Source organism: Sphaerimonospora cavernae (assembly GCF_042435035.1).
In the GTDB taxonomy this organism is placed as follows: Bacteria; Actinomycetota; Actinomycetes; order Streptosporangiales; family Streptosporangiaceae; genus Sphaerimonospora; species Sphaerimonospora cavernae.
The window spans coordinates 1-19,221 of sequence record NZ_JBHMQT010000018.1 but is presented as its reverse complement, the minus strand read 5'-3'; the positions used below and the strand labels follow the sequence as shown (position 1 = coordinate 19,221).

The window sequence follows — 19,221 nt, the reverse complement described above, 5'->3', positions numbered from 1 at the left end:
CTCAAGGGAGAACGGCGGCCGGGGAGTCGGTGGTGGACGGGACGAGCGTCCAGATCCGGGCGAGGGCGAGTGGCTGTGCGGTGATCAGCAGGCCGTCTCGGGTCGACTCGTCGAGCACGCGTCCGCCGTACACGGGACCGGAGCCGGGCAGCGGCTGCACGACGACGGCGAAGGCGGACCCGGACCCCGCGGGCGGCTTGAGCTTGACCTCCCTGGTCCGGCCGGCCGGCACGGTCACCTCCATCGGCTCCGGCACGGTCCCCTTCTGAGGCAGGATCCGGATCCGTACGGCGCCCGCCGCGAACGGGGCCGACAGCACGAGACGCGAGGTCTGCTTCCGGGAGGACCGTCCGTCGGCCACCACGCTGCCGAGGTCGATCGGCTGCGCTCCCGCGGTGAACGCGACGTCCTGCGCGGCGCCGGTCCCGGTGATCATCATGCCGGCGACGATCGGCGCATCCGAGGTCAGCACCAGCGCCGCCGGCTGTCCGCCGATGCCGGTCGTCAGGTCCATCGTCGCGGTGGAGCCCGCGGGCACGTCCACGTCCTCCTTGTTCTTGAGGGCGTAGAAGCCGTCCTTGAGCACGGCCTTCACCTGGACGACGGTGTCCTCCTCTCCGGGGGCCGTGACGTACAGTTCGCGGCGGCCCGCGATGCCGGGAATGCCGGGGACCACCACCGTGGTGGACGGCGCCGCGGCCACCGGCAGCCAGTCGACGCCCTTCCTGAGGACGACCTTGACCGCGGCGGCCACCCGCCCGTTGCCCGTGCTCACGCGCAGCGCCATCACCAGGGGTGAGGGTGCGAGATCGCGCAGATCGATCGCCTTGTGCTCACCCGGCTGGAGGATCACCCCGTTCCCCCGGTCGCTGAGCACCGGGCCCTCACCCGAATAGATCATGACCGACACGTCGGCGGGCGCGGCGTCGGCGTTGGCGAGATAGAGCCGCACATCCGCCCCTGCCGGTCCCGGGCCGACGAACCAGGCGTCGGCGCCGGGCTCGACGCAGCGGACGCCCGCCAGCCCGCGCTGGGTCCCGGAGGTCTCACGGGCGGTCTGCGCGCTCTCCAGCCCGGGGGCCATGGCGCCGGTCGCCGCTACCGTGACCGGCCCACCGCCGGCGGGCATCTCCCGCTGCCACAGCACGCCCGGCCTGTCGATCACGGTCTCCGGCTTCGGGGATCTCCCGTCCTTCTCCGTCTTGGCGCCCGCGGCCTCGGCTGATGCGTGCACCTGCGTGAGCGTGGCGCTACCCGTGCCCTTGCCGCCGGAACTCTCGGCATCGGGCCCTTCAGAATGGGGCCCTTCAGAATGGGGCCCTTCAGAATCGGGCGGAGACACGACGCTGATCTTGCTGCCGCCCGGGGCCGGGCACACCACGGACACGGCCTCCACCGGAGCCTTCACCGCCTGGGGCTGCCGCTGCACCACCGGGGCGGGCCGGCCGACGTAGGCCGCGCCGTACAGGGCGGCCAGCGCGACCAGCACCAGGGCGAGCAGGCCGAAGCGGTTCTCGATCAGTCCTTTCATGCTCGCACCCTGTTCGCCTTCGCCCTGTTTCTCTTCGCCCTGTCTTCCCTCGCGCTCTCCTCCGCCGGCACGTCGGCTTCGCCGTACTCCTCTTCCCGGTTGGTACGGCCCGGCGAGGCGAGGATGAGCACAAGGGCGAGCAGACCTCCCTGAGCCCACAGCCAGGCCCGGTGCCGGCTGTCGTCGGCGGTCCGCGGCGTGGGGAGGGCGACCGGATGGGCCATCCGCCACAGCCCGCCGGCCTGCGACAGGCTCATCCGCACCAGGGCCGGCTCGGAGTCCAGCGCCCGCCGCAGGGCCGGGTCTACGGGGGCGGGCACGGTGATGAACTGAACCCCGAAGGACGCGATCGTCTGGACATCGGCACCGCCACGGCCTGAGGTGAGCCCGGCCACGGCGTCGGTGAACCGCCGGCGATCGTCGTCGGGCGGTTCCAGGTCGGCCTCGCCGATCAGGGGGGCCCTGCCGTGCAGGACGGTGTAGACGACGCGCCCGTCTTTCTGGCGCAACAGCAGCGTGCCCTGCCCGTTTGCCGATCCGACCGCGGCGAGGACCGGCATCGGGTCGGGGACGTCGTACCGCAGTGGACCGCCCGCGCCCGACTTCACCCACAGCGACGCGGCCGCGACCGGGGTGGCGAAGGCGACGGCCGCGATGAGCAGCGCGCCCAGACGGCGCAGCCCGCCCGCCGCGCGGAACTCCGCGATGCGGTAGGCCGGGTGCGCGGCGGCCAGCAGCAGGCCGGTCGCGGCCAGTGCCATCGGCGCACCGGGCCAGACCGAGACTCCGTCGACCGTGGCACGGCTGACGACGATGGCGACGAGCACGCCGAAGAGCACGACCCCCCATCCGATCACCATCACCATCTGGTCGCGGCGCAGCAGCAGCGCGGCCAGGGCGACGGCGACCAGACCGGCGGTCACCCAGAACGGGGGCACGCCCGGGCCGCCGGGGCTCAGCATGAGCAGAGACTCGGCAGGCAGGCGGGGGTCGGCCAGGGCGGGGTCGCGCAGGCCCACCTCCAGCAGGATGCGGCCCGGCTCCCGCACCAGCTCGGCCAGCCAGGGGAACAGCAGGAGGATCGGGGTGCCGAGACCGATGACCAGCGAGGTCCGCGTGCCCCGCCGGATCCCGCCGAAGGACACCGCGGCGAGCGCGCCCAGCACCGCCACCAGGATGTAGACGAGGGGGACGAAGGCCGTCCCGACGGCGAGCAGCAGGCCGAACCCCCAGGCCGCGCGGCGGGAACCGGCGACCACCCTGGTGCCGAGCGCCGCGTACACCGGAAGCAGCACGAAGACGATCGCCGTGCCGAGCCGCCCGCTCGCGATCGCGCCGGTCGCGACCGGCAGCAGGGCGTAGGTGGCCGCCAGCCAGACCCGGGCCGGCCTGTACGGAATCATCCTCTTGGTAGCGACATAAGCCGAGAATCCGGCGAGTGGCACGCAGCCCAGCAGCAGCACGCCGACCGCGAGCCAGGTCTTGCCGAAAGCGACCGCGGACAGCGCCGCGAGCACCGCCACGTACGGCGGGGCCCAGTTGTCGGAGCCCAGGCCGGCGGCGTGATGCCCCTCGGTGTACAGCCGCCACAGGTCCCCGGCGCCGCCCACGACCGGCGTCAGCGCGCCGCCCCCCAGCAGGTCGCCCTCCAGCAGGTCACCCACCAGCAGCGACCGCTCGGCCACGAGCGTGACGGCGGTGAGCACGAGGCAGAGCAGCACGCCCGGATTGCCGAACACCCGCTGGAGCATGCCCGCGTCGGCGAGCAGTTCCTCCCCGTCATCCTGGTCCGTCTCACCGCCCGCGGCCCCCGCGTGATGGCGACCGGAGGACTCGACGGGCCCCGAGCCGGCCAGGAAGCTCTGCACCATGTCGGTGAGCCGCCGGAAGGCCCCGCCCGGCGGGGTGAACAGGCGCCGGACCGCCGGGTACCCCTGCTTCCTGCCCTTCCTGCGTGCTTTACGCGCCCGGTACAGCCGCACCGGATGGCGGATGACCGAACCGAGCGCGACCACCTCGTCCAGGGCGTTGGCGGGCTGTTTGGCCAGCAGGAACAGCATCGTCCGTACGAGCGACCCGCACACGTTTCGCATGATCGATCGCAGCAGTGCCCAGAAGGGCAGGTTCGCCATGATGACGAACAGCGCATTGCGCCGGTCGAGCCGGCGCGGGTGCTCATCACTGGTCGCGACGCGCCTGCGCCGCCGGGCGGAGGCCTCCGCGTGCCAGGCGACGGCGCCGCTCACGTTGAGCACGCGGTGGCCGGCCGTCCTGGCCCGCCAGCACAGGTCCAGATCGTCGCGGAAGAGCGGAAGCTCCGGGTCCAGCCCGGACAACTCCTCCCAGACATCACGGCGGATCAGCATGCCGGCCGTGGAGACCGACAACACGTCCCGCGCACCGTGTGCGCCGTCGTGCTGACCCTGGTCGTACTCCCTGGGCTCCAGGCCCGTGTCGCGCCGACCCGATCTGCTGACCGTCACGCCGATCTCCAGCAGCACCCGCCGGTCGAGCCAGTCGCGGAGCTTGGGGCCGAGGATGGCCGCCTTCGGATCCTGGTCGGCCGCCGCGAGCATCGCCTGGAGAGCTTTCGCGTCGGGCGCGCAGTCGTCGTGAAGCAGCCACAGCCACTCACGTACCTGTCCTTGCGGGTGACCCGCCTGCGTCTGGGCGGGCGCGGCCGGAAGGCGCCGCAGCACCTCGTGCACGGCCTCGCCGAAGCCGGTCGACCTCGGAAGACTCAGTACGCTGCCGGCGCCGAACACCTCGGCCAGGACCCGCCCGCTGCCGTCGCGGCTGCCGTTGTCGACACCGACGACGCGGTCGAGCGGCCGGGTCTGTCGCAGCACGGCCGCCAGCGTCTCCTTGAGCCATCGGGCGCCGTCATGGGCGACGACGATCGCGGTGACCGAGTGCACGTCGAATCCTTGGGGGGTCGTACGGCTAGCGCCGACCACGATACGGCAAGTGCGGACTCATCCGATCACACGCATAGGAAACGGACCCATCCGGTCAGCGGAAACGCCCGAAACCCGAAAGACGGGCGCGCCCGAGCGGGCTGATCAGCCGGCCTGACGCTTCAGCCTGCGACGTTCACGCTCCGACAGCCCGCCCCAGATGCCGAACCGCTCGTCATGCTCGAGTGCGTACTCCAGACACTCGGCCCGCACCTCACACGAGCGGCAGACCTTCTTGGCTTCCCGAGTGCTGCCGCCTTTCTCGGGAAAGAACGCCTCCGGATCGGTCTGGGCGCACAACGCGCGTTCCTGCCAACCAAGATCTTCACCATCGAGCGCCTGTGCCATGACCAGATCGGTCAATGCACACCTCCCTGTCGCTCGCCCGCCCACATGGAGCCCCCCATAAAACGCCTCCCCTATACCCACCCGTGGGAAGGCGTAACAACATGTCTGTAATTACACGCACGTGGTGCGTGTGGCGTCAAGCGGCATAACGATACCCGGGGAAAGACACGCTTGCCCCGGTTCGTCCGTACTGCTCTTCGCTCCAATCAGCGTTCGGAACCATACCAAGGGAGGTTGGGGTCGGTTCCGCGGCCTGACTGATCGCTGCCGGAACCTTCCTCATACTTTGCCTGCGACCGGTCGGGGGCGTAGATCGCGGTCGGGTCGATGGGCTCCTCCCGGCGGGTCGGACCCCCGGTCGGGCTGGGACCGCTCAGCGGATCTCCCTGGTAGGCGACCGGGTCGAAGCGCACGGTCTGGTCGGCGGCCGCGCCCCCGGACGCCGGGTCGGCCGGACGGTCGGACATCTGCGGGTGACCGAGCGGGCTGTCGTAGAAGTCCTGGTAGCTCTGCGGCGGGTCCAAGGGCCCGGTCGGGCCGCTGGAGTAGTCGCTCGGCCTGGCCTGCTGCTGGTAGCTCTGCGCCTGCTGGTACGCCTGCGCGAGCTGCTGCCCGCGCGGGTCGGCCGCACCTTCGTATCTCGGAGAGTCGTCGTAGGTCGTCTCGTAGCCGGAGTCGAAGGCCGGGGCGGCGGGCGCCTGCCTGGCGAACTGGGGGCCCGAATATCCGCTGAACGGCGAGCCGCCCTGCTGACCGTAGGGCCGACCCTGCTCGTAATGCCCCTGCTCGTAGGGTGCCTGCTCGTAAGGCGCCTGCTCGTAAGGCGCCGCGGGCGGGGCGGCGGGCGATCCGTACGAGGACTCGGCGTAGGCGCCCTGGCCGACGCCCGCCTCAGCACCGGGCTGCTGCTGGCCGGCGTAGCCGTACTGGTCGAACATCGGGCCCTGCGGGGGCTGACCCGGCAGAGCCTGACCGGACGCGCCCTGGGTCGACGGGGCCGGAGGGAGCGCGGCGCCGAACTGCTCGGAGTAGTGCGCCCCCGTCTGGAAGTCCTGCGGGGACGGCTGACGGTCCTGCCCCTGGTGTTCGGCCGCCGACCACGGCTGCTGCTGAGCGGGCTGCCCGTACGACTCCTGCGTGTGCGGGGCATGCTGGGTGTACGCGGCGTTCTGCGCATACGGGGTGTTTTGCGTGTACGGGATGTTCTGCGCGTACGGAGTGTTCTGGGCGTAGGGATCCTGAGCGGCGTAGGGATCCTCGGAGCGGTCCTGGCTGAAGGCCCCTTGACCACGGTCCTGCGCCGGGTACGCGGTTCCGTACGAGTCGTGGGCGTACTGCTGCTGCTCTGTCGCAGCGGTCTCCGGCGGTGGCGCCGGAAGCTGCGGATAGGAGGCGGCGGGAGCGGGAGCGACGGCGGGCGTCGGCTGTCCCTGGCCCGATCCCTGCTCCTGCTGGGCAGTGCCCTCCTGAACTGTGCCTTGTTGAGCTACGCCCTGCTGAACTGTGCCCTGTTGGATCGGGCCCTGTTGGGTCGGGCCCTGTTGGATCGGGCCCTGTTGGATCGGGCCGGGACCGGGCTGGCCGACCCCATGCGGATCGCCGTACGGGCCGGGCGGGCCGTACTGACCCTGAGTGGTGGGCACGGGCGGCATGGCTCCGGGGTGTACGCCGTGGTCCTGCTGGACAAGCTGAGGGGACTGGGCGGGCTGAGGGGACTGAGAGGACTGTGAAGGCTGAACGGGCTGTGAAGGCTGAACGGGCTGTGGGGACTGAGGGGCCGGGCCCTGACCGTAACCCGCCCCGTAGGCGCCGTCGGGGTGCCCTCCCAGTTGCTGGCCGACCTGCTGCGGACCGGCCTGCTGCGGACCGGCCTGCTGCGGACCGGGGGCGTACGCCTGCCCCTGCGGGCCGTAGGCGTCGCTTTGCGGTCCTCCATAGAAGCTCTGGTTCGGCACGGCGGAGGAGCCGCCGGACTGGAGGTTGGCGGCGGACCTGATCGCGAAGACGATCCCGATGGCGGCCAGGGCGATCTGAGGAACCCCGGTGAGCAGGGACTCGAACCGGGTGCGGAAGGTCCAGTCACCGCCGAACAGCACGCCCAGCACACTGATCAGGCTGAAAAGCACGCCCAGGCCGAGCGTCCCGGCCGAGCCGAGCGCGACCAGGCGGGCGCGCGGCGTCGGCGCGCCGAACTTGGTCACGAGCAGCACCGCGCCCACGGCGAGGGCGGTCCACATCGGGAAAGCGAGGCTCGCCAGACCGGGGACCGCCCGGTCACCGAAGGTGGACATCGGGCTCTCACCGATCAGCAACTGTGCGATGCCGACGAGGGTGCCCGTGACCAGCACCGCGAGCATGATCAACGCGGCTGGCTCGCGCAGCCGGTCGTTGTCGGCCTTGAGCATGGCTCCCCCCAACGGTCAAAACGGTGCTCGGGGAAGTTTTGCACACAGCCGACATTGGTGTATGCCGCGACAAGAACCTCATAAGCCGCGAGAGCCTACTAATCCCCTTATCCCTGCATCTCATGGTGGCCCCTCACGCGGGGAGACGGCTCGATGGAAGACTGAGAGACATGCGAATCGTGTCCCTCGCCGGAGGAATCGGCGGTGCTCGCTTCCTTCGCGGCCTCAGAGCAGCGGCGCCCGACGCCGAGATCACCGTGATCGGCAACACCGGAGACGACATCACGCTCTTCGGCCTGCGTGTCTGTCCCGACCTCGACACCGTCATGTACACGCTGGGCAGCGGCATCAACGAGGAGCAGGGCTGGGGACGCGCCGATGAGAGCTTCACCGTCAAGGAGGAGCTGGCCGCCTACGAGATGGAGCCACAGTGGTTCGGGCTGGGCGACCGCGACTTCGCGACGCACATCGTGCGCTCGCAGATGCTGGCGGCCGGCTATCCGCTCTCGCAGGTGACCGAGGCGCTGTGCGTGCGGTGGCGGCCGGGCGTGCGGCTGCTGCCGATGTCCGACGACCAGACCGAGACCCACGTGGTCGTCTCCGACGAAGGCGGCAGGCGGGCGATCCACTTCCAGGAGTGGTGGGTGCGGCTGCGCGCTTCCGTACCGGCCGAGCAGATCGTGCTCGTGGGCGCCGACGACGCCCGTCCGGCTCCCGGCGTCCTGGAGGCCATCCGAGACGCCGATTTCGTGATCCTTCCGCCTTCGAACCCGGTCGTCAGCATCGGCACGATCCTGCAGATCCCCGGCATCCGGACGGCATTGGAGGAGAAGACCGTCGTCGGCGTCTCCCCGATCATCGGCGGGGCGCCGGTCCGCGGCATGGCCGACGCCTGCCTGACCGCGATAGGCGTGCACACCAGCGCCCAGGCGGTCCTCGAGCTGTACGGCTCACGCCTGATCGACGGGTGGCTCGTGGCCGAGCAGGACAAGGACGTCTCCCTGGACGGCGTGACCGTCGAGGCCCGCCCGCTGCTCATGGACTCCCCCGAGGCCACCAGGGACATCGCCGCCGCCGCCCTCACCCTCGCGACCTCCCTCAAAGCGTGACCCCCACACACACACACAACCCCCGCGTGATCTTGCAGTTTCTCGCAGACACGCCCGCCGACCAGCGAATTCGGCCACCGTGATCTTGCAGTTTCTCGCAGCCGACCACTCTGAACAGGTAGAACAGCGTCCATGATCTTGCACAGAGGGAACCCGTGACCCACATCGCCATCACCGGCGTGCCCGGACTGCCCGAAGTACGGCCCGGCGACGACGTCGCCGACCTCGTCGCGCGAGCCGCGCCTGACCTGACCGACGGCCTGGCCGACGGCGACATCCTCGTCATAACCTCCAAAATCATCAGCAAGGCCGAGGGTCGGATCCGCCAGAGCCGTACGACACAAGGCGACAGCGATACGAGACAGGGCGACGTCCGTACCGCCGCGATCGAGGAGGAGACGGCGCGCGTGGTCGCCCGGCGAGGCGAGACCGTGATCGCGCAGACACGGCACGGCTTCGTGATGGCGGCGGCCGGGGTCGACGCCTCCAACACCTCCCCCGGCACGATCCTGCTGCTGCCCGAGGACCCCGACGAGTCCGCCCGGCGGATCCGCCGAGGGCTGCACGAGCGCCTGGGGGTCCAGGTCGGCGTGATCGTCTCCGACACGTTCGGCCGGCCGTGGCGGCACGGCCTGACCGACGTGGCGATCGGCGCGGCGGGCGTCCGGCCGCTCGACGACTTCCGCGGGAGGTTCGATCCGTACGGCAACGAGCTGTCGGCGACGGTCACCGCGCTCATCGACGAGCTGGCGTCCGCCGCCGAGCTGGTCAAGGGCAAGCTCGACGGCGTCCCGGTCGCCGTCGTACGCGGCCTGCCCGGCCTGGTCACCGCCGACGACGGCCCCGGTGCCCGCGCACTGGTGCGGCCCGCCGACATGGACATGTTCCGGTACGGCTCGGCCGACGTGGTCCACGCCCGCCGCACGATCCGCGAGTTCACCGCCGAGGCCGTGGATCCGGAGGCCGTACGGCGGGCGGTGGCGGCGGCCGTCACCGCCCCGGCTCCGCACCACACCACACCGTGGCGGTTCGTCCTCCTGGAGACCGCGGCCTCCCGTACGGCACTGCTGGACGCGATGCGGGACGCCTGGATCGAGGACCTGCGATCGGACGGGTTCTCCGAGGAGTCGATCGCCCGGCGGATCAGGCGGGGCGACGTGCTGCGGAACGCCCCCTACCTGGCGGTCCCCTGCCTGGTCATGGACGGCTCGCACACCTACCGCGACGAGCGCAGGAACGCCGCCGAGCGGGAGATGTTCGTGGTCGCGACGGGAGCGGGGGTGGAGAACTTCCTCGTCCAACTCGCCGTCGAGGGCCTGGGCTCGGCCTGGGTGTCGTCCACGATGTTCTGCCGCGACGTGGTGCGCAAGGTGCTCGACATACCGGAGACCTGGGATCCGATGGGCGCGGTGGCCATCGGCCACCCCGCCGCTCCGCCCAGGGACCGGCCGCGCCGCGACCCCGCCGACTTCATCGTAACCCGGTGATCACGCTCCCTTGCGGGCGGCGGCGCCCCAGCCGAGCGACGAGAACCTGCGCAGCAGGGCCGCGTCGATGAACTGGGCCGGATCGAGTTGCTCGAAATCACCGAAGAATCTGACGATGTCCGCCACGGCACGGGGAAAGAGACCGGAGGCGGTCTTCTCGTAGACGCCTCTGACCTGGTCGGTGTCGCCCGCCCGGTCGTCGGTCAGCGTCATGTGAGTGATGACCAGGTGACTTCCCGGGGCCATGATCTCGCGCAGGTAGGCGACCTCCTCATAGGGATCGGGGAGGAAGTGGAGGAGCGCGACCATGAGCACCCCGACGGGCCGGGACCAGTCGATCAGACCGGACTCGGCGACCGCGGCGACCAGTTCCTTGGGCCGGCTCAGGTCGGCCTGCACCATCGCCGCCCCGGGTGAGCTGGCGAGGATAGCCCTGCCGTGCACGCACACGACGGGATCGTTGTCCACGTAGACCGTGTGCGCGTCAGGGGTGATCGAGCGCGCCGCCTCGTGAACGTTGCGCTGTGTCGGGAGCCCGGCCCCGATGTCCACGAACTGCCGGATTCCCGCCTTCTCGGTCAGGTGGCGCACGGCGGTGCCGAGGAACTCCCGGTTGTACCGCACGCCATCTCTGGCCTCGGGGAACGCCTTGAGGATCTGCTCGGCCGCCTCGCGGTCGGCGGCGAAGTTGTCCTTGCCCCCGAGCATGTAGTCATAGATGCGGGCGACGTTGGGCGTGCTGACGTCAATACCGCGGGGAGGGGCGCCTTCGACCATGGGGCTCATGGTACTTCGCGGTATGCGCCATTTTAGATCTTTTGCGCATGTCGTGATTCTCCCGGCTGCCGCCGCTACCCCCGGTGCCCCGGACCCGTCTCGTCGGACGCTATGACTGGCAGACGCACGCTGCGGCAGACCCCGTCGCTGCGCTCGGCCGCAGCGAGGCGCTCGGGATCGGGCGTGCCGTACGACGTGGTCCGCCGGCGCAGCGGCCGTCCGGTCGGGGCGACCATCGCGGCGATGTCACTGATCGTCTTGTAGGACCCGTTCTCGGATCCGGCCATCCGGCTGATCGTCTCCTCCATCAGCGTGCCGCCGAGGTCGTTGACGCCGCCGGCGAGGACGGAACGGCACAGCTCGTCGCCGAGCTTGACCCACGAACACTGGATGTTCCTGATCGCGCCGTGCAGCATGATCCGGGCGAGCGCGTGTACGGCCCGGTTCTCCCGGGCCGTCGGCCCCGGCCGGGCGATCCCCGCGAGGTAGATGGGCGCGCTGTGGTGGACGAACGGCAGTAGCACGAACTCGCTGAACCCGCCCGTCTCCTCCTGGATCGTCCTGATAAGCCGGATGTGCCGTACCCAGTGCTCGTGCGTGTCCACGTGGCCGTACATCATGGTCGAGGTCGTCGGGATGCCCAGCCGGTGCGCCGTGGTGATCACCTCGATCCACTCGGCTGCCGGGAGCTTGCCCTTGGTGAGCACCCAGCGGACGTCGTCGTCGAGGATCTCGGCCGCGGTGCCCGGCAGCGAGTCGAGCCCGGCCTCCCTGGCCGCGAGCAGCCAGTCCTCGATGGACAGGTTCGTCCGGCTCGCGCCGTTGATGACCTCCATCGGGGAGAACGCGTGGATGTGCATGTCCGGGCAGCGCTCCTTGACCGCCCGCGCGATGTCGAAGTAGGCCGTCCCCGGCAGATCCGGATGGATGCCGCCCTGCATGCACACCTCGGTGGCCCCCGCCTCCCAGGCCTCCTGCGCCCGGTCGGCCACCTCGGAAAGCGACAGGGTGTAGGCGTCGGCGTCGGTCCGCCGCTGGGCGAACGCGCAGAACCGGCAGCCGGTGTAGCAGACGTTGGTGAAGTTGATGTTCCGGTTCACGATGTAGGTGACGTCGTCGCCCACCGCCTGGCGGCGCAGCCCGTCGGCGATCCGGCACAGCTCGTCCAGCCCCGCGTCGTCGGCGCCGGCGCCGGTCTGGTCGCCCGCGAGGCCCAGCAGCGCCACCGCCTGCTCATCGGTCAGCCTGGCCGGGTCGCTCTCCGCGCGCCGCAGCGCCTCCCGCACCACGCCGTCGACCACGCCGGTACGGCTCCCGCCGCCGCCCGGCAGACGGTCACGCAGCGCCGCCCAGTCGCCGTACACGCTGTCGAAGTCGTCACGGCGGTCGCTCGTACGTCCTTCGGCGTCGATGGAGACGTGCAGGTCCGCCCGGCCGCTGGTGCGCAGTCCGGCGGCGAAACCACCGTCCGGCTCCTGCCACGGTCGGCCGGTCGGCGCCACGCCCTCCCTGGCGAGTCCGGTCCGCGGGTCGGCGAGCGCGGCCACGTGCTCGCGCAGCCGCGGGTCGAGCCAGGGCTCCCCGGCCAGCACGTACTCCGGATAGATCGTCAGCCGCTCTTTCAGCTCGAAGCCGGCCCGAGCCGTACGGGCCGCCAACTCGTCGATCTGCGGCCACGGCCGCTCGGGGTTGACGTGATCGGGCGTGAGCGGGGAGACACCGCCCCAGTCGTCGATGCCCGCGCGGACCATCAGGCCGTACTCGTCGCCGATCAGGTTCGGCGGTGCCTGGACCCGCGCCCTGGGCCCGAGCACGAGCCGCGTCACCGCGATCATCGCGGCCAGCTCGTGCAGGTCGGCGTCGGGCATGCCACGCATCGCGGTGTCGGGCTTGGCCCGGAAGTTCTGGACGATGACCTCCTGGACACCGCCGTACTCCCTGGCCACCCGCCGGATGGCGAAGATCGAGTCGGCCCGCTCCTCGATGGTCTCGCCGATGCCGATCAGGATGCCGGTCGTGAACGGCACGCTGGATCGCCCGGCGTCCTCCAGCACGCGCAGCCGTACGGCCGGGTCCTTGTCGGGAGAGCCGTAGTGCGCCTGGCCCTTCTCGGCGAACAGCCGCTCCGACGTGGTCTCCAGCATCATGCCCATCGACGGCGCGACCGGCTTGAGGCGCTGCAGGTCGCGCCAGGTCAGCACCCCGGGATTGAGATGCGGCAGCAGCCCGGTCTCCTCCAGGACGCGGATCGCCATCGCCCGCACATACGACAGCGTGTCGTCGTAGCCGTGCGCGTCCAGCCACTCACGCGCCTGATGCCACCGGTCCTCGGGCCGGTCGCCGAGCGTGAACAGGGCCTCCTTGCAGCCCATCTCCGCTCCTTGCCGGGCGATCTCCAGCACCTCGTCGGGTGACAGGAACGCGGCGGGCAGTTTGTTCGGGGCCGTGGCGAATGTGCAGTAGCCGCAGCGGTCACGGCACAGACGGGTCAGCGGGATGAAGACCTTGCGGCTGTAGGTGATCACGCCTGGCCGTCCGACGGCGGCGAGCCCCGCGTCCCGCACTCTCGAGGCGTGCCCGAGAAGGGTCTCCAGATCGTCTCCGCGGGCCTGCAGCAGGATCGCGGCCTCGACCGCATCCAGTGTCTTGCCGTCCCGTGCCCGGGCGAGCGCCCGCCGCATCGCGGCCTCCGTGGGGATCACAACCTCGTTACGCACAGGATGCACAGTACGAAACCGGCGGGCGCCCACCTGTGGCGGGGTCTGATCGATTCACCAATCTTCAGCGATTCTTAATCGTCCACCCAAAGAGATTTCGCTGGACGTAAACAGTCGTACCGAAGCACACTTGAAATGTCACGATACGCACACACCACACGGGAGATCCGATGCCCTGGGCCATCCTCGTCTTCATCACCGCCATCGCCCTGCTCGCCCCGCTCTTCGGTGCGGACACCCGCGACGGCCAAGGCTGGAAGCCGGAAAACCCCAAAAACTTAGAGGCCCCGACTAAAAGGAGCGGTAGTCGCGGGCGGGCATGCGGGGGCCTCGGCCCGGTGGGCGGATGCCGCTGAGCTCGATCAGCTTGATCACCCGATGACGATGCCCCCGGAACGGCTCAAGCAGGGCGAGCATGCCCGCGTCATCGGTCTTCTGGCCGGTCAGCGCCCATCCGACGATGCTCGGTAAGTGGTAGTCACCCACGCTCGGCGCGTCGGGATCCCCGTGGGCGCGCTGACGCACCTCAGCCGACGTCCACACCCCGATGCCCGGCAGCGCCCGCAGCAGGCGGTCCGCCTCGGCCGAGCCCGCGCCACCGCACGTGGCTTCCAGCTTCTCGGCGTGGCGTGCCGCGTTGACGACGGTCCTCGCCCGTACGGCTTCCGCCCCGGCCCGGTGCCAGTCCCACGAGGGGATCCGCCGCCACACCTCGGGCGGCGGGATCACCGTCATCCCTTCGGGCGCCGGGCCCGGCGCGGCCTCGCCGTACCGGCGGACGAGCCACCGCCAGGCCCGCCAGGCCTCCCTGCCGACGACCTTCTGCTCCAGCACGGCGGGGACCAGAGCCTCGAAGACTCGTAAGGACCGCCCGATCCGCAGCCCGGAATGCCGGGCGGCGAGCCGGGCGACGAACATCGCCCGCCGAGCCTGCTCCGTCTCGCCGGCCCGGATACTGCGAGTGAGCGCCGCCAGCAGGTCGGCGAAGCCGGCCATGTCGTCGTCGGCGCCGAGCAGCCCCGGCAGCGTCTCCAGCGCCCACTCCGCCCCAGGTCCCCAGGCCTGAGCGCGGACCTCTCCGGCTCGCTCGATCGTGACGATCCGCAGCGTGGCGGGGCCGTCGGGGGTACGGGACGCGCGCCAGACGGCCCCGTCGGGGGTACGCCGCCAGGCGGGATCGGAGCCTCCGCGCCGATGGGGCGCCAGCGTCAGCGCCACGTCGATCGGCATGGCCGGCCGCCATCCGCGTTCGGACGGCCGTGGCGGCGCGACGGATTTCGGCAGCCCCGGCCCCGGCGCGGACACCGGCGCGGGCGTGAGGTCCGACATCGTTGATCACATATCGCTGGAGAACCTGACCGACGTGCCCGATATTACGGACCTGGGCCAGATCCGGATGCCACCGCGCAGTTCGTTGCCCGCCTCGATGACGGCCTCGTCACCCACGATCGCGTCCTCGACCACGACACCCGGGCCGATCTTGACACCACGCCCCACCACGGACCGCGTCACCCGGGCGTCCTCCGCGACCACGGCGCCGTCCATCACCACGCTCGCGTCGATCACGGCGGCGGACGCGACGAGCACCCCCGCGCCGATCGTCGAGCCGCCCTCCACCCGGGCGTCCGGCGCGACGACCGACCCCTCCGCGACCAGCGCGGGCACCCCCTGAACGGGCAGCGCCGGGGACTGCACCCGGCCAAGGGCGAGATCGCAGCAGCACTGTACGAAGGCGGCCGGGGTCCCCACATCCAGCCAGTAGGCGGGGTCCACATGTCCCAGGACCGGCGTCGACTCGGCCAGGAACTTCGGGAACAGCTCATACTCCACCGAGACCGGGCGTCCCGCCGGGATCTCGTCGATGACGCCGCGGCGGAATATGTAGCAACCCGCGTTCACCTGATCGGTGACCGGGGTCGGCGACTTCTCGATGAACGCCTCCACCCGGCCGTGCGCGTCGGTCAGCACCGAGCCGTACCGGCGTGGGTCCTCCACAGTGGTGAGGTGCAGCGTCACGGCGGCGTCCGCCTTCTCGTGCGCCGCCAGCTGCGCCGCCATGTCGTGGCCGGAGATGATGTCCCCGTTGAGGATGAAGACGGGGTCGTCCGGCCCCGACCGCAGCGCCGACGACGCGTTGCGGATCGCGCCTCCCGTGCCGAGCGGAACGTCCTCGGTCACATAGGTGATCTCCAGCCCGAACCTGCCGCCGCTGCCGAAACTTTCCGCGAACATCTCCGCGCGGTAGGCCGTGGCGAACACCACATGCCGCACCCCGGCGGCCGCGGCGCGCGCGAGCTGATGCTCCAGCAGCGGCACCCCGGCGGTGGGCAGGAGGGGCTTGGGAATCGACATCGTCAACGGGCGCAGGCGCGTCCCCTTACCACCGACGAGGAGAATCGCTTCAAGCGATCGCGAACCGGAGTTACCCATAGCCCGGCAGACTAGCTCAGGTGTCCACCGCACGCTGATATGCCGCGAGGTGGGCCTCGGCGGACAGCCGCCAGGTGAACTCCCTCGCCCGGTCGACCCCGGCCGACGACAGCGCCGTCCGCCGTCGCGGCGACTCCAGCAGCGCGCGCAGCGCGGCGGCGACGCTCTCGGCATCCGGCTCGGTATAGGCGACCGCGTCGCCGCCCACCTCGGGAAGTGAGGCCCGATGGGTGGTCAGCACCGGCGCACCGCACGCCATCGCCTCCAGCACCGGCAGCCCGAATCCCTCGCTGCGTGAGGGGAACGCGACCACGAGCGCGCCGCCCAGGAAGCCCGGCAGATCGGCGAAGGGAAGATATCCGGGCCGGACGATCCTGATCCTGGACGGCAGTCCGGCCATCGTCGCCTCGACCTCGCCGTCCCAGCCCGGCCCGCCGGCGAGCACCAGCGCGGGCGGTGCCGGCAGGTGCCCCACCGCCTCGGCGAAGCCGCGGATCAGGTTCGGCACGTTCTTGCGCGGCTCGAGCACGCCCAGATAGGCGATGTACGGATGACCGTGCAGGCCGATCCGGTCGGCGACCCGGCGGATCTCGCGTTCGCCGGGCGGGCGGAACAGCACGGTGTCCACGCCGTGATAGGCGACGTCGATCCTGGTCGGGTCGGCCCCCAGCACCCGGACGAGCTCGTCCCGCGTGGCCTTGGACGGCACGACGAGGCGGCTGGCCCGCCGTACGGCGGTTCGCGTGGCCGAGCGGAAGAACGCCGCCCTGGCCGTGTCGTACTGCTCCGGCTCCGGCTCAGGCTCGGTGAAGCAGGCCACGTCATGGATGGTCGCCACGATCGGCAGTCCGGATCGCAGTGGGATCGAGTAGTAAGGGGCGTGGATCACGTCGGCCTCGGCGCGTTGGGCGAGGACGGGAAGGCCGAACTGCTCCCACACCAGGCGCTTGCCCCGGTTGGTGAGGGCGGCCGGACCGGCGAGGATCCGCGCGGCGGGGGCCAGCTTGCCGTACCGCTCGGCGTCCGCGCGCTGGCACACCACGGCGAGGTCGGCGCCGGCCTCGTGCAGGGCGGCGACCAGCCCATCGACGTACCGGATCAGCGCGCCGCGATCGGCGGGAACCGCCGCGGCGTCGACGAGCACTCGGGGTGTCAACCAGATCGCTCCCCTCGGCGAGCCCCGGCGGCGGGACTCATTGGTCCGGCGGTGTCATCCGGTGAGGGCGGCCGAGGTCCTGCCGATGCTCCCCTGTGTTCGCGATCGGACCACAGAGAGTCGTCCCTCGGTCACCGTCACCTTCACTCTCTTCCCGACGTCCCCCGAACCGTGGCGATAATCACATAAGGGGCTGTCAGAGAATCGCGGAACCCGCGACCATTGCCCGGAAATGCCAGTCCACTCCGCTGTTTGTACGGAATATCAGCGCCGCTTGGCGTTCTCAACGGCGTCGGAGGGAGAGACGGCCCGCCGGGAGGCGAGACCGGCCAGGGCGGCACAGACCAGGTCGCCGATGGAGACGATCAGGCGGGAGCAGAGCACCGCGGCGGTCGCCGAGCCCCGATCGAGCACGGGGGCCAGCGCGGCGAACATGGCGACCTCCCGGACGCCCGCGCCCGCCGGTGCGACGACCACCAGGAAGCCCAGGCACCAGGCCAGCGCGAACGCGCCGAAGCTCAGCACCACCGCCGTCGCCCCGGACGCCCCACCTCCCCCGGCTGGCTCGAGTGCGTGCACGATGAGCGCGAGGTGCATGCCGTAGGCCGCCCATCCGACCAGCGCCCAACCCGCGGACACGAGCACCCCACGGCGGGTGAGCGGCCGTTCGAGCGGCGGGCGCCGCAGCTTCCGCAGCCCGAAGCCGATCGCCCCGTTGACGACCGCCGGGTGCAGTGCGGCGACGAACACCGGGATGAGCAGCAGGAGCCAGGCGTACCGCGCCACCGACTCGCCCGCCGGCGCGGGCAGCGTGACCGCCGCCACCACCAGGCCGCTCGCCAGATAGACCGGATAGGTCAGGAAAAAGGCAGCGGCGCTGCGCGATCTAGGGATTCCGTGATCACGGCCCATCTCCATCTGGGCCAGCACCGGCCACAGCGACCCGGGGATGTACTTGCCGAGCTGGCCGACAAAGAAGATCTTGGCGGCGTCGGTGAACGCCAGCGGCGACCCGAGGTCGGCCAGCAATGCACGCCACATCATCATCCCGGCGCCGAGCGCGCCGAGCACGGCGGCGAGCGACCCCGCCAGTTCCGGCCAGGACAGCCGGGCGAAGCCGTCGGAGACCTCGGCCCACCGCCCGGCGATCGCCCAGGCGCCGAACCCGAGCGCGACCAGCAGGAACAGCACGCGGACCACCTTGCGTCCGCTCACCCGGCCGCCTAACGGTTCGGCCGGCTGACGTCTCTCACGCGGCTGGCCGAGCTTCACGGCGTGCGTACCGGCTCGGGCGGCTGCGGGAGCGCGCCGCCGAGCGGCCGCCGCGGCGTCTTGGTGGCGACCCAGAGGTACGTCGGCACGACGGGCAGGAGGGCGTGCAGCACGGCGCGCGGCGTCCGCGACAGGGTCTCCCGTACGGCACGGCCCGCCGGACCGGGGAACAGCTCACCCCCGGCGAACCGCTCCGGCGAGGCGAGCACCGGGAACGTGTAGTCCCACACGTGGAAGGCCGCCAGCATCCGCCGCAGACCCCCACGAGTGCGGAAGCGCTCGTAGTAGTGGTCGGCCCGGCCGAACGCCCTGACGTACCGGTCGGCGGCGGCCGGCGGCAGATAGGACAGGAAGGGCAGCTTGTAGTGCGGCTCCATGATGCCGAGCCGGTTGCCGAGCCCGAGATAGAGCACCCCGTCGTCGGCCAGCACCCGGTGCATGTCCGCGATCACCGCGTCCGGGTCGACCACGTGCTCGTAGATGTGGTTGAAGACCAGCACGTCGAGCGAGCCGTCCGGGAACGGCAACGCGCCGCCGTCGGCGCAGACGAACCCGACCCGCCCGCCGAACCGGTCGGCCGCCTTCCGCAGCCCCGGCACGTCGATGTCGATCCCGAACGTACGGCTCGCGCCGGCGCCGGCGAGTTCGTCGGCGATGAACCCGGCCGAGCAGCCGACATCGCCCACGGTGAGCCCGGCGAGGACCTTGCCGGGATCGGCGTTCTCCCTGCCCAGGAAATGCGCGAGCACGGAGATGATCTTCGCGGCCTTCCGGCGGCGCTTGGCCTCGTCGAGCATCGCGGCTTGGAACTCGGAGTACTCGAGCTGTGCCGCCCGCCCCTCGCTCACGACCGATCACCGCCGCTGCCGCCACACTCGCGATCAGGGTTCCGTTCCACGGTGCCCAACAGTACCTTCGCCCGGCCCAACCCCGTTGCGAATCACAGCCTTGAACCACGACCAGCGACGGCAGCAGCGACAGCCCCCCCCCCCCGCGTGATCTCGCGAATACTCGCAGCAATGGCAGTTGACC

General features: G+C 71.1%; 13 protein-coding genes. 2 read left to right on the top strand and 11 right to left on the bottom strand.

From position 1 onward, the window contains the following. Position 1: 1 nt before the first annotated feature. The 4 genes from ACFHYQ_RS10640 to ACFHYQ_RS10625 all read right to left on the bottom strand — a co-directional run bounded on the left by ACFHYQ_RS10640 (position 2) and on the right by ACFHYQ_RS10625 (position 7,241). The gene (locus ACFHYQ_RS10640) at positions 2-1,531 is read right to left on the bottom strand and encodes a DUF5719 family protein (RefSeq protein WP_394300949.1); all 1,530 of its coding nucleotides are present in this window, start codon (positions 1,529-1,531) and stop codon (positions 2-4) included. Beyond that, on the bottom strand, positions 1,528-4,449 hold the full coding sequence (locus ACFHYQ_RS10635; RefSeq protein ID WP_394300948.1) for a glycosyltransferase: 2,922 nt from the start codon (positions 4,447-4,449) through the stop codon (positions 1,528-1,530). The genes ACFHYQ_RS10640 and ACFHYQ_RS10635 overlap by 4 nt, the downstream gene beginning before the upstream one ends. Before the next feature lie 144 nt (positions 4,450-4,593). Next, positions 4,594-4,836, bottom strand: coding sequence for a WhiB family transcriptional regulator (locus ACFHYQ_RS10630; RefSeq protein WP_200926223.1), 243 nt, complete (start codon positions 4,834-4,836; stop codon positions 4,594-4,596). Between the two features lie 206 nt (positions 4,837-5,042). Continuing rightward, entirely contained in the window at positions 5,043-7,241 is a 2,199-nt protein-coding gene (locus ACFHYQ_RS10625; protein WP_394300947.1) for a hypothetical protein, read from the bottom strand. Positions 7,242-7,411: 170 nt separating this feature from the next. Here ACFHYQ_RS10625 and cofD point away from each other — a divergent pair, with 170 nt between their 5' ends. Next, positions 7,412-8,350 carry a 2-phospho-L-lactate transferase gene (gene cofD / locus ACFHYQ_RS10620; protein WP_394300946.1) on the top strand — a complete coding sequence of 313 codons (939 nt, stop codon included), beginning with the start codon at positions 7,412-7,414 and terminating at the stop codon, positions 8,348-8,350. 155 nt (positions 8,351-8,505) lie between these two features. Further along, positions 8,506-9,837 (top strand): coenzyme F420-0:L-glutamate ligase, encoded by a 1,332-nt coding sequence (locus ACFHYQ_RS10615; RefSeq protein WP_394300945.1) that lies wholly within the window; start codon positions 8,506-8,508, stop codon positions 9,835-9,837. Here the strand turns inward: ACFHYQ_RS10615 and ACFHYQ_RS10610 are convergent, their stop codons facing one another. From ACFHYQ_RS10610 to ACFHYQ_RS10580, 7 genes are all read right to left on the bottom strand, one after another. Beyond that, positions 9,838-10,614 carry an SAM-dependent methyltransferase gene (locus ACFHYQ_RS10610; RefSeq protein WP_394300944.1) on the bottom strand — a complete coding sequence of 259 codons (777 nt, stop codon included), beginning with the start codon at positions 10,612-10,614 and terminating at the stop codon, positions 9,838-9,840. A 74-nt stretch (positions 10,615-10,688) separates the two neighbouring features. After that, positions 10,689-13,331, bottom strand: coding sequence for a bifunctional FO biosynthesis protein CofGH (locus ACFHYQ_RS10605; RefSeq protein WP_394300943.1), 2,643 nt, complete (start codon positions 13,329-13,331; stop codon positions 10,689-10,691). Between the two features lie 291 nt (positions 13,332-13,622). Continuing rightward, a complete protein-coding gene (locus ACFHYQ_RS10600; RefSeq protein ID WP_394300942.1) occupies positions 13,623-14,660 on the bottom strand; it encodes a DNA-3-methyladenine glycosylase family protein in 1,038 nt (345 codons plus the stop codon). A 6-nt stretch (positions 14,661-14,666) separates the two neighbouring features. Continuing rightward, positions 14,667-15,761, bottom strand: a complete 1,095-nt coding sequence (manB, locus tag ACFHYQ_RS10595) for a mannose-1-phosphate guanylyltransferase (protein WP_394300941.1) — start codon at positions 15,759-15,761, stop codon at positions 14,667-14,669. A gap of 16 nt (positions 15,762-15,777) precedes the next feature. Next, a complete protein-coding gene (locus ACFHYQ_RS10590; RefSeq protein WP_394300940.1) occupies positions 15,778-16,917 on the bottom strand; it encodes a glycosyltransferase family 4 protein in 1,140 nt (379 codons plus the stop codon). A 264-nt stretch (positions 16,918-17,181) separates the two neighbouring features. Continuing rightward, positions 17,182-18,132 (bottom strand): lysylphosphatidylglycerol synthase domain-containing protein, encoded by a 951-nt coding sequence (locus tag ACFHYQ_RS10585; protein WP_394300939.1) that lies wholly within the window; start codon positions 18,130-18,132, stop codon positions 17,182-17,184. Between the two features lie 53 nt (positions 18,133-18,185). After that, the gene (locus ACFHYQ_RS10580) at positions 18,186-19,037 is read right to left on the bottom strand and encodes a class I SAM-dependent methyltransferase (protein WP_394300938.1); all 852 of its coding nucleotides are present in this window, start codon (positions 19,035-19,037) and stop codon (positions 18,186-18,188) included. Positions 19,038-19,221: the final 184 nt, after the last annotated feature.